Genomic DNA, 12,198 nt, shown 5'->3' with positions numbered 1-12,198 from the left:
GTATGCAAAAAAATATAATGCTTTTTGTTATGTTTTTGCTTTCCGTTTCTGTCTTCTCACAAGAAGATCTGGAAGAAGTAAAAATTACGAAAAAGCAAAAAGGAATTAAAAAATCCTATACCGTTACCGCCAACACAACTCTCATTACAAGTAAAGAATTGCTAAAAGCGGCTTGTTGTAACCTTGCCGAGAGTTTCGAGACCAATCCGTCTATAGATGTGAATTTTTCTGATGCCTTAACGGGAACGAAACAAATAAAAATGCTCGGCTTAACAAGCCCGTATTTAATGATTACGGAAGAAAATATTCCTTCAGTCCGTGGAGCTTCCCAGGCTTATGGTTTGTCCTTTACCCCGGGAACCTGGATCGAAAGTGTGCAGATTACCAAAGGCGCCGGAAGTGTTATCAATGGTTATGAAAGTATTTCAGGACAAATTAATACAGAGCTTTTAAAACCGCTAAGCGACATTCCGTTTTTTCTAAACGTTTACGGGTCTACGGATTCCCGTTTTGAACTGAATACACATTTCAATAAAAAATTATCCGATAAATGGGCAACCAGCCTGTTTCTGCACGGAAATACCCGTGTTGCAAAGAACGACATGAATAACGACGGTTTTCTGGATAATCCGTTAGGGAAACAAATCAATATACTGAATCGTTATCAATATTATAACCCGGAAAGCGGTCTGGTAAGTTTTATCAATTTCAGGTATATGAATGATAAAAAGCAAACCGGTGAAGTAAATTTTGATAAAGACAGGGACAGAGGAACAACTAATTACTGGGGTTCGGAAATCAATACGGAACGTTTTGAAGTTTCCACAAAAATAGGATATGTTTTTAAGAATATGCCGTATCAGAGTATTGGTTTTCAGAATGCTTTTAATAGCCACGATCAGGAATCGTACTTTGGTTTAAACCAATACAACATCAGGCAAAACAGTTATTATTCGAATTTGATTTTCAATTCCATTATCAACAATACGATGCATAAATTCACAACAGGTCTGAATTTTTCGTACGACCAGTATCAGGAGTTTGTAAATGTGAATGATTACAGCAGAATCGATAATTCGGTTGGGGCATTTTTTGAATACACCTATGATAACACCGATAACTTCAGTTTGATTTTAGGCGGAAGAGTCGATAATCATAACAGATTAGGCTTTTTTGTAACACCGCGTCTGCATCTGAGATACAATCCGTGGAAAGATGGCGTGCTTCGTTTTTCAGCAGGAAGAGGAAAGCGTTCCGCTAATATCTTTGCCGAAAACCAGCAGCTTTTTGCCAGTTCAAGAACTTTTTCAATTTTAGATACGAACGGAAAAATTTACGGATTAAATCCGGAGATAGCCTGGAATTACGGTTTAAGTTTTTCCCAGAAGTTTAAATTGTTTGGTAAAAATGCAGAAACGGGATTTGATTTGTATCGTACGGATTTTCAAAACCAGGCCGTTGTTGATTTGATGCAAAGTCCTCAGGAAGCTTTGTTCTATAACCTTAAAGGAAGTTCATTTGCAAATAGTCTGCAGGTGGAGTTCAATTATGAATTGGTTCATAATCTGAATTTGAGAACCGCTTATAAATATTATGACATTCAGACCGATTATCTAAGAGGAACTTTCCAACGGCCTTTGCAGGCAAAACACCGTTTTTTAGGAAATCTGGAATATGAAACCAATATGAATAACGACAAACAATGGAAGTTTGATTACACCTTTAACTGGTCGGGAAAACAGCAATTGCCCTATACAGCATCAAATCCTGCAGCAGATCAGTTTCCTGATTTTTCGCCTTCTTACGCTGTTATGAATGCACAGGTTACCAGAGTTTTTTCTCCGGTATTTGAAGTCTACATTGGCGGGGAAAATATTGGGAATTACAAGCAGGAAAAAGCAATTTTAGGAGCCAGCAATCCTTTTGGGCCTAATTTTGATGCTTCTATAGCTTACGCACCCATTTTTGGTCAAATGTATTACGCAGGATTGCGATTTAAAATAAAATAAAATAAAATAAAAGCAAAAATCAATATCAAAAATCAATATCAAAAATCAATAACAATAAATACTACTAAAATGAAAAACTTAATTTTAATTGTACTGGTAACTTTTTTAGGATTTTCAGCCCAGGCGCAGACTAAAAAGAACAAGAATCTAAAATACGCTACAGAAGTAAATGGTAATTGCGAACAATGTAAGAAACGTATCGAAAAAGCTGCTTTTGGTGTGCCGGGCGTAAAGACGGCTAACTGGGATATGAGTTCGCACCAGCTTACCGTAATTCTGAATGAAGAAAAGTCTTCTCCGGAAGATTTAAATAAAGCAATCGCAAAGGTTGGACATGATACCAAAGAGATAAAAGCAACTCAGGCAGATTATGATAATTTGCACACTTGCTGCAAGTATCAAAGAGAATAATTTTGAGAGCCCGGGTTTGAACCCGGGCTTTTTTGAATCGTTAATTTATCTTTAAAATACCGCATTTTATTGTGGTTGAAGTAAATTATTGTTACTTTCACGAACTTATAAATATAACCAAACGCATTTATGAATAATTTCGACTGGACTCAATTAATTAACCCTGAATTTTATATTACGTTAAGTGTCGGAGGATTTCAGATTGGGTTATATATTGTTTTGTTTATCGTATTCGCTGAGACAGGACTTTTTGCAGGTTTTTTTCTGCCTGGAGATAGTTTGCTTTTTTTAGCGGGTATTTACAGTCGTGATTTGATTCAGAATGTGGTGCATATTCCAAGCGATTTTATCAACGTATTTTTGCTTTCAACTTTGGTTGCGGTGATGGGAGTTTTGGGTAATATGACAGGATATTGGTTTGGAGCCAAAAGCGGATATTACTTGTTTAAAAAAGAAGATTCCTTCTGGTTCAAAAAGAAATACTTATTGCAATCAAAAGATTTCTTTGAGAAGTATGGAGGTAAAGCAATTATCTATGCCCGTTTTCTTCCAATCTTAAGAACTTTTGCTCCAATTATAGCCGGAATAGTTTCTATGGATAAAAAGAAATTTATGTTTTATAATATCCTGAGTTCATTTCTTTGGTCATTCTTATTGATCTTTTCAGGGCACTATTTATATGGCGTTTTTCTAAAACAAGGTATAGATTTAAAAGAACATATCGAGTACATTATTATTATCATTGTAATCATCTCTACATTCCCGGTTTTACTTAAATTCTTAAAGAAAAGACCAAGCGAAAAAATATAAGTATAGTTAACATATATAAAAAAGTCCGAAGCTTTAAGCTTCGGACTTTTTTATGTTTTAGAATGACTTATTAAATTTAAAAAGAGTTTTTTAAGGTAGTTTGTTTGTTACAGGATAACGAACGAGCTGTTTTTTAGTTTAAGAACTTAATTAATTCTTTTGTTATTTTCTTCGGAATTGGATTTTGGAATTTTAAACTTTTGTTTTTTTAAAATTACCATTCATTAACCTTATTAGCATCCATTTTTAAGAAAATAAACAGTAAAATAGTAAATCCCCAGAGTCCGGAACCACCGTATGAAAAGAAAGGCAATGGCACTCCAATCGTTGGGAAAATCCCTGCAACCATAGCAATGTTTACAAAAAAGTGCGTGAATAAAATTCCGGCCACACAATAACCATATACCCGGCTGAATTTTGTCTTTTGTCTTTCGGCCAAATAGATGACTCTTAATAACAATCCGACAAAAAGGGAAATAACCACTAATGATCCGAGAAAACCCCATTCTTCACCAACAGTCGTAAAGATATAATCGGTATGCTGTTCGGGTACAAAACCACCTTTGGTCTGAGTTCCTTCCAGGAAACCTTTTCCCATCCATCCACCGGATCCAATTGCAATTTCAGATTGATTTGTGTTGTATCCGATGCCTTTCATATCGACACTTTTTCCTAAAAGGATATTGAAACGGTCTCTATGGTGTTGTTTGAAAACATTGTCAAATACATAATCAACAGAAAGAACAAAGCCTGAAATAATAGCCAGTAAGATAGCACTCAAAAGAAGGTTTCGATCGACGACCCTTCCCTTAAAATAGATAATGGTTAATACTGCCAGAGAGATTAAAATTACGACATAAGGTTCCAGAACAAGTGTTAAAACAAAGAGTAATATAGCTAAAAATCCTGTCCATACATACCATGCCGGTAATCCTTCCCTAAACAAAACCACGATGAAAATACTATAAATCAAAGCACTTCCCGGGTCGGGTTGTGGTAAGATCAGAAGAACCGGTAAAAAGACAATGGCTAAAGCCTGAATTTGTCTGTTGGTCTCTTTTAGGTTAATCTGACTGTCACTCAGGTATTTTGCCAGTGCCAGTGAAGTTGCAGCTTTTGCAAACTCCGAAGGCTGTATCGTAAAACTTCCAATAGCATACCAGCATCTTTGTCCGGCAATTGTTTTTCCAAAAAGAAACAAACCTGCCAATGACAGTAAGGATACCCCAAAGATAATACTGGCGTATTTTTCATAAAATTTACCATCTACAAAAAGAACAATAAAAATTAAAGGAATTGTACAGGCAATAAAAATTAATTGCTTTTCATAAGTACCATCAGTAGATAATAATGAAGAAGAATAGATGTTCAGCCACCCCAATACAACAAGTGCAGCGTAGATAATAACACTTATCCAGTCAATATTATTTTTTACACTTTGATTTTTCATTTGAAATAATCTTTGTTAGTTTTCTTTTGTTGTGTCTACTGTAGTTCTTTTTATCTCTGTTTTCGGAGTTACTGTTTTTGCAGCTGCTGGAGTTTTTGGAACAATAATCTTAGCTTTTAAAACGGAATCTTTTGGTGTAGATTCAATTAAACTTGCCGGATTGATTCCTCCAACTTTCGCATATTCACTGACTAAGCTCTTATTTAAAACCCGAATTTCTAAATCAGTTCTTGAAATTTTTCTTCTCAGATATTTTTCAACCATTAAACTGGCAATTGGACCTGCAACAGTTGCTCCAAAACCTCCATTTTCAATCATAATCGCGATTGCGATTTTAGGATTGTCTTTTGGCGCAAAAGCCACAAAAATAGAGTGATCTTTTAGCTTTGTTCTCACACCATCGATTTTGGCATAATTTTCAGCAGTTCCTGTTTTTCCGCAAATATCGATTCCTTCCACTCTTAAAGCGTAAGCAGTTCCTTTATTATATACATCAAACAAACCACTTATGACCGGAGGAAAATATTTTTTGTCAATTGTAGTTTCGTGTTTGGTTGTAAATTTAGCGTCTATTTTTTTACCTTCAATTTTTTTAATAATATGAGGCGTATAGTAATATCCCTGATTGGCAACAGTCGCCATCATATTGGCTAATTGAATAGGAGTCATTAAAACTTCTCCCTGCCCAATTGCGTTTGATACAATCGTGGTGCTTCTCCAGCCGCCGTTGGGATATATTTTTTTGTATGTTTTTGAAGTTGGAATATTTCCTTTTTTACCCGTTGGTAAATCGTATCCCATAAATTGGCCTAAACCAAAACTTTTTACGTGATTGCTCCAAATGTCTACCGCTTTGCCCGGGTCACCATATTTGTTAATAGTTAACATATAAGACTGAGCAAAATAAGTATTACACGAATTGTAAATTCCGTTATGTAACTGGTGCGGGCCAAAACCGTGACATTTCATAAAACGACCTCTGCCATAACTGAAACCGTGATGGCACATAAAAGTAGTTTGTTCGTTAATGACACCTTCCTGAAGAGCAACCAATCCGGTTAGGATTTTAAATGGAGATCCCGGAGGATATTCCGCTAAAAGACCTCTGTCGTATAAAGGTTTTGCAATAGAATCATGATATAAAATCGTATAGTTTTTAGATCGTTGTCTTCCCACCAAAATACCAGGATCATAAGAAGGAGCGGTAACTAATGCCAGAATTTCACCTGTTTTAGGTTCAATGGCAACAATTCCACCTCTTTTATTGATCATTAATTCTTCACCATATTTTTGAAGTTCAGCATCAATAGTCAGATTAATGTCTTCTCCGGCTACAGCGATAGTGTCGTATTTGCCTTCTTTATAAGAACCAATTTCTCTATTGTATTTGTCTTTCTGGATGTATTTTACACCTTTTATTCCGCGTAAAACTTCTTCGTAGCTTTCTTCAACACCTTGTCTTCCAATTAAGTCACCACTATTGTAATAAGGGTTTTTAGCAATTAATTTTTCATTTACCTGTAGAATAGAACCAAAAATATTGGCGCCATAATCTACTTCATAATCACGAAGAGAACGTTTCTGGAAATAAAAGCCTTCATATTTTCTGATTTTTTCCTGAAAAGCGGCAAATTCAGATTTGTTTAATTGCGATAGAAAAACAGAAGGTAATCTCGGACTGTATACTTTCGCTTTTGCAATTCTCTTTTCATAATCTTCTCTGGTAATATTGAGCAATGCGCAAAATTCGTCAATATTAAGGTTTTCCTTGATTTCTCTCGGGATTACCATGATGTCATAAGAAGCCTGATTGGCAACTAATAACTTTCCGTTTCGGTCATAAATATAGCCTCTTTCCGGATAGTCATACTGCTTCTTGATTGCATTATTGTCAGATTTTAACTTAAAAGAATCGTCTATAATTTGCAAATAAAATACCCTCATCACAAGCAGAGATGCTGCGATAATAATTAAAGAGGGCAGCAGAATTTTTCTCATCGTTTATTGGGCTTAATAAGATATATTATTATGATTGAAACAATTATGGTAAATATGGAACTGAATAAAGTTCGAAGTAAAACGTCACCAATGAATTTAAATTGAAAAGCTTCAAATGTAAAAAGTATAATGTGATGCAGAATCACGGATACTAAAATAAAAGAGAATCTTTCCGGTGTTAAGGATTCGTTTAGTTTTATAGTTTGATATTCATAACTCAGTCCAAATGAAAATTTGAAAATATAGGGCCTGTAATACGCTAAAATGACACAGGCCGTAGCATGAATTCCGCCAGAATTACAAAACATATCCATGGTGAGTCCAAGTAAAAAACTGGAGATAATTAAACCGGATCTGTTACTGTTTACAGGATAAAGAATGATATACAACAGGTATGGAAAAGGACTTATGTATCCCAGGAAATTCATATTATTGAAAATAACAATCTGAATTGCCAGTAACACAATAAATCGAAAAATATTGACTAACAATGCGCTATTCATCTTTTCCCTGTTTTTCTAAATTAATAAGTTCTTCTCTGTCCTTACTCTTAATGACATATACATGTCCTAAGTTTGTCATGTCGTTAAAAAGTTTAACGTCTATAACATAATAGCTGGTGCCTGTTTTAACGTATATTTTTTCGACTGTACCAATATTAATTCCTTCTGGAAAAATTACGGACTGCCCACCTGTAACAATTGTATCGCCTTTTCTAATAGAAGCTAGTCTTGGAACATCTTCAAGCTGAACAAATCCTGTGCTTTTTCCGCTCCATGTTAATGAACCAAAATGATTTGACTTTTTTAGTTTTGCATTAATGTGCGATTTCATATTCAGAATACTAACTACGGTAGAATAGTTTTTTGATGTATTGTCTACCACACCAATAATTCCTAGACTATTGATAACTCCCATATCCTGTTTCACTCCTTCTTTTGCACCGGAGTTTAAAGTGATATAGTTTTCGTGTGTATTGTAGGAGTTGTGAATAACTTTCGAAACAATAATATCAGCAGGTTTTACGCCTTTAATACTGTCTGCCAAAGGTATTTTTGTGGTATCTTCTTTATTGAATAAAAGACTTTTTAATCTTGCGTTTTCAAGTACCAGTTCGTCGTTTTGTGTTCTCAGGTTCAAATATTCGTTTACGCGATTAATTCTTTCATAAACACCTCCGCTTAAAAAATTTGCTGAACTGATTACTCTGCTTCTATGGTACGAATGAGATTGAATTGTGAGAGCCAACGAAATACCTAAAAGCAGCAAAAACAGCAATCGATTACTGTTTCTTATAATGAAATTAAAAATTTGCTGCATTTCTTGTTCGGTTATTTTGTTTCAGGATATGCTATTGGGTTCAAATTTTATCAGGGTCAGATGATTCAATCTGACTCTGATAAAAATATAAGAATTGTTATTTTAAATCTTATTTTATTAAGATGCTTTTGAATTTTGCAATGTTTTTAAGTGCCATTCCGGTTCCGCGAACAACGGCTCTTAACGGATCTTCAGCAATATAAACAGGTAAATCTGTTTTTTGGGAAATACGTTTGTCAAGACCTCTTAACATCGATCCGCCACCGGCTAAATAAATACCGGTGTTGTAGATATCGGCTGCTAATTCAGGAGGAGTTTGTGATAACGTTTCCATTACAGCATCTTCAATACGTTGAATCGATTTGTCTAATGCTTTGGCAATTTCACGGTAAGAAACATCTACTTGTTTTGGTTTACCCGTAAGTAAATCTCTACCCTGAACAGACATATCTTCCGGAGGACCGTCTAAATCTTCGATAGCAGCTCCAATCTGAATTTTTATTTTCTCGGCAGTACTTTCTCCAACAAAAAGATTGTGTTGTGTACGCATGTAATAAACAATATCGTTAGTGAAAACGTCACCTGCAATTTTTACAGATTTATCACATACAATTCCGCCTAAGGCAATAACTGCGATTTCAGTTGTTCCACCACCAATATCAACAATCATGTTTCCTTTAGGCTGCATGATATCGATACCAATACCAATTGCTGCTGCCATTGGTTCGTGAATCAGGTAAACTTCTTTTCCGTTTACTCTTTCACAAGATTCTTTTACGGCACGCATTTCAACCTCAGTAATTCCGGAAGGAATACATAATACCATTCTTAGCGCTGGAGTAAACATTCTTTTTTTCAATGCCGGAATACTTTTAATGAACATATTGATCATTTTTTCCGAAGCATCAAAATCGGCAATTACACCGTCCTTCAAAGGCCTTATGGTTTTGATATTTTCATGCGTTTTACCTTGCATCATATTGGCTTCCTTACCAACAGCAATGATTTTGCCTGATATTCTGTCACGTGCAACGATTGACGGACTATCAATAACAACTTTATCATTATGTATGATTAAAGTGTTTGCGGTACCAAGGTCTATCGCAATATCCTCGGTCATGAAATCAAAAAATCCCATAAGTTTTTTAGGGGTTTAAAATGTTATAAATTATTTTGAACAAAGTTAAACAAATTAATGTTTAAAATGACGTGTTCCTGTAAATACCATTGCAAGATTATTTTCGTTGCAATAATTTATGCTTAATTCGTCTTTTATTGATCCTCCCGGCTGAATAACAGCGGTTATTCCTGCTTTTTTGGCTAATTCAACACAATCCGGAAACGGGAAAAATGCATCGCTCGCCATCGAAGCTCCTGTCAGATCAAAACCGAAAGCTTTTGCCTTGTCAATTGCCTGCATTAAAGCATCAACTCTTGACGTCTGACCTGTTCCTGACGAAATTAATGTTCCGTTTTTAGCAAACACAATCGTATTTGATTTGGTGTTCTTGCAAATTTTTGAAGCAAATATCAAATCTTCTACTTCCTGAGCAGTCGGCTCGGTAATAGTAACGGTCTTTAAATGCTCTTTAGTATCCGTAATATTATTTCTGTCCTGAATTAACAAACCGTTAAGACATGTTCTCACTTGTCTTGAAGGTAATTCCACTTCATTCTGAACCAATATAATCCTGTTTTTCTTTTCCTGTAAAACCGTAATGGCCTCATCATCATAACTTGGAGCGATGACAACCTCACAGAACAATTTGTTGATTTCCTGGGCTGTAGCCAAATCAATTTTAACATTTGAAATCAAAACTCCGCCAAACGCAGAAGTAGGATCACAAGCCAGCGCCGCTAAGTAAGCCTCACTGATTGTTTTTCTTGAAGCTAAACCACAAGCATTGTTATGTTTTAAAATGGCGAAAGTAGGCCCGTCTGTTTTAAACTCATTAATTAAGTTTACCGCAGCATCTACATCCAGCAGGTTGTTGTAAGATAACTCTTTTCCGTGGACTTTTTTGAACATGGCATCAAAATCTCCAAAAAAGAATCCTTTTTGGTGTGGATTTTCTCCATAACGTAAAATCTGACCGTTGTCAATACTTTCTTTATAGATCGTTTCATCTGTATTGAAGTAATTAAAAATCGCACCATCATAATGAGAAGAAACGTGGAATGCTTTTGTAGCAAGCAATCTTCTGTTTTCAAGCGTTGTTGCTCCGTTTTGTTCTGTAATCAAATCCAAAAGCAAACTGTATTCATTTACTGAAGCTACAATTACAGTGTCTTTAAAGTTTTTTGCACCGGCACGGATTAAGGAGATTCCGCCAATATCAATTTTTTCAATAATATCCTGTTCGCTTGCACCTGAAGCAACCGTTTTTTCAAACGGGTACAAATCAACAATCACTAAGTCAATCTGGGGAATATCAAATTCCTTCATTTGCTGAACATCACTTTCGTTATCCTGACGGTTTAAAATTCCGCCAAAAATTTTCGGGTGTAACGTTTTTACTCTTCCGCCAAGAATTTCAGGAAAAGAAGTGATATCCTCAACCGGAACTACAGGAATCCCTAAGTTTTTAATAAAATCTTCCGTTCCTCCGGTCGAATAAAGTGTTACGTTTTGTTCGTGTAATTTTCTAACGATTGGCTCAAGTCCGTCTTTCGAAAAAACAGATATTAAGGCCGATTGTATTGTTTTAGTTGTGCTCATTGTGTAGTTATGATTTTCAGACTGCAAAAGTAGTTTTTTTAAATATTATTTTAAAGAAAAATACTGTAACATTATGGTAAAAAAATCTACTGATGAGTAAGTTAAGTTTTGTTAGGTTTTTTATTTTAAATTATTGAATTTTACTTTATTGAAAAATACGAAAATATGATTGTTTATCTAAGGTTGCTGAAAGAAAGTTTAAGCTTTGCCATAAATGCTTTAAGGAATAATAAATTGCGTACTTTATTGTCATTGCTTGGTGTAACAATTGGTATTTTTTCGATTATTGCGGTACTCGCCGCAGTTGATTCTTTAGACCGTAAAATTTCTAAAGATCTGAGCAGCTTAGATAAAAATACGATTTATTTGATGAAGTATTGTTTCGGGCCTTCCGAAATTCCCCAATGGAAAAGAGAACAGTTCCCAAATGTGAAATACGATGAATACATTGCTTTAAAAAACTCACTCAACAATACACAACAAGTCGGTTATCAGCTTTTTGTCAATCATGAAAGCTTAAAATACGATTCTAAAACCGTTGCCGATGTAAATATTGTACCGTCTTCTTTTGAGATGGTCGATATTGATGGATTAAGTTTTGATAAAGGAAGATTCTACAACGAATCGGAATCGAATTCAGGAACCGCCGTTATTGTTTTGGGATACGAAATTGCAGACGGCCTTTTTGGTACCATAGATCCTATTGGAAAAAATATTAGACTTTACGGACAGCGTTTTACCGTAATCGGAGTGATAGCGAAACAAGGGGCAGGTTTTTTTGGCGATAGTAATGACACCTCTGTGTATTTGCCGGCCAATTTTTTACGCCGAATGTATGGCGACAGCGATTCGATGACCCCGGTAATTGTTTTGAAACCGGTTAAAGGCGTTGACATGGATGCTTACAAAGCCGAAATAGCACAAAAAATAAGAGGGATCCGTGGGATGAAAGCGGGTGAAATAGACAACTTTTTCATTAATGTACTTTCCGGGTTTACCGATTTTATTGATGGAATTTTAGGACAGATGAACGTTGTGGGCTGGATTATCAGTGGATTTTCGCTGCTGGTGGGCGGTTTTGGAATTGCGAATATCATGTTTGTTTCGGTTAAAGAGCGCACGAATCTTATCGGAATTCAGAAATCATTAGGAGCCAAAAACAAATTTATATTATTTCAGTTTTTGTTTGAAGCCATTATTCTGTCTGTAATCGGAGGAATAATTGGTTTGCTGATGGTTTGGGGGATCTCCCTTTTATTGACCAAATTATTAGATTTTGAATTCGTTTTAAGTTTCGGAAATATAGTTTTAGGAACAAGCTTAGCCGCGCTTATCGGATTGATTTCGGGAATTCTGCCGGCAATTTCGGCGGCAAATTTGGATCCGGTAGAGGCCATCAGAACCGGAATGTAAAATTCAAATACTCAAAAAAACATCTTTTTTGCCCCTTCAAATTTTATTTTGATGGAGAATTTATTGTA

Annotated in this window: 10 protein-coding genes; 4 read left to right on the top strand and 6 right to left on the bottom strand. The window is 35.4% G+C overall.

Annotated elements, in window-relative coordinates; genetic code table 11:
- Nucleotides 1-2 precede the first annotated feature (2 nt).
- From HAV12_RS21705 to HAV12_RS21695, 3 genes are all read left to right on the top strand, one after another.
- Complete coding sequence (locus HAV12_RS21705; protein ID WP_171571428.1) at nt 3-2,009, top strand: TonB-dependent siderophore receptor; 2,007 nt, start codon at nt 3-5, stop codon at nt 2,007-2,009.
- Nucleotides 2,010-2,078: 69 nt separating this feature from the next.
- Nucleotides 2,079-2,420: a heavy-metal-associated domain-containing protein gene (locus HAV12_RS21700; RefSeq protein WP_171571427.1), complete on the top strand. Its 342-nt coding sequence runs from the start codon at nt 2,079-2,081 to the stop codon at nt 2,418-2,420.
- A gap of 129 nt (nt 2,421-2,549) precedes the next feature.
- Nucleotides 2,550-3,230 (top strand): DedA family protein, encoded by a 681-nt coding sequence (locus tag HAV12_RS21695; protein ID WP_171571426.1) that lies wholly within the window; start codon nt 2,550-2,552, stop codon nt 3,228-3,230.
- Nucleotides 3,231-3,444: 214 nt separating this feature from the next.
- On the opposite strand, the gene rodA is transcribed toward HAV12_RS21695, so the two are convergent.
- The 6 genes from rodA to purH form a co-directional block, all read right to left on the bottom strand.
- Nucleotides 3,445-4,680 carry a rod shape-determining protein RodA gene (gene rodA, locus HAV12_RS21690; RefSeq protein ID WP_171571425.1) on the bottom strand — a complete coding sequence of 412 codons (1,236 nt, stop codon included), beginning with the start codon at nt 4,678-4,680 and terminating at the stop codon, nt 3,445-3,447.
- A gap of 15 nt (nt 4,681-4,695) precedes the next feature.
- Nucleotides 4,696-6,678 (bottom strand): penicillin-binding protein 2, encoded by a 1,983-nt coding sequence (gene mrdA / locus HAV12_RS21685; RefSeq protein ID WP_171571424.1) that lies wholly within the window; start codon nt 6,676-6,678, stop codon nt 4,696-4,698.
- Nucleotides 6,675-7,181, bottom strand: a complete 507-nt coding sequence (locus tag HAV12_RS21680) for a rod shape-determining protein MreD (RefSeq protein ID WP_132032025.1) — start codon at nt 7,179-7,181, stop codon at nt 6,675-6,677. The genes mrdA and HAV12_RS21680 overlap by 4 nt, the downstream gene beginning before the upstream one ends.
- Nucleotides 7,174-7,998, bottom strand: coding sequence for a rod shape-determining protein MreC (gene mreC / locus HAV12_RS21675; RefSeq protein ID WP_171571423.1), 825 nt, complete (start codon nt 7,996-7,998; stop codon nt 7,174-7,176). The genes HAV12_RS21680 and mreC overlap by 8 nt, the downstream gene beginning before the upstream one ends.
- Nucleotides 7,999-8,107: 109 nt before the next feature.
- Nucleotides 8,108-9,136, bottom strand: a complete 1,029-nt coding sequence (locus tag HAV12_RS21670) for a rod shape-determining protein (RefSeq protein WP_171571422.1) — start codon at nt 9,134-9,136, stop codon at nt 8,108-8,110.
- A gap of 54 nt (nt 9,137-9,190) precedes the next feature.
- On the bottom strand, nt 9,191-10,717 hold the full coding sequence (gene purH / locus HAV12_RS21665) for a bifunctional phosphoribosylaminoimidazolecarboxamide formyltransferase/IMP cyclohydrolase (RefSeq protein WP_171571421.1): 1,527 nt from the start codon (nt 10,715-10,717) through the stop codon (nt 9,191-9,193).
- Nucleotides 10,718-10,882: 165 nt separating this feature from the next.
- Between purH and HAV12_RS21660 the strand changes: the two genes are divergently transcribed.
- Nucleotides 10,883-12,130, top strand: coding sequence for an ABC transporter permease (locus tag HAV12_RS21660; RefSeq protein ID WP_171571420.1), 1,248 nt, complete (start codon nt 10,883-10,885; stop codon nt 12,128-12,130).
- Nucleotides 12,131-12,198: the final 68 nt, after the last annotated feature.

Source organism: Flavobacterium sp. CLA17 (genome assembly GCF_013112255.2).
GTDB classification, from domain to species: Bacteria; Bacteroidota; Bacteroidia; order Flavobacteriales; family Flavobacteriaceae; genus Flavobacterium; species Flavobacterium circumlabens.
The sequence above is the reverse complement of the archived record's forward strand: the minus strand, read 5'-3'. Positions and strand labels throughout refer to the sequence as shown.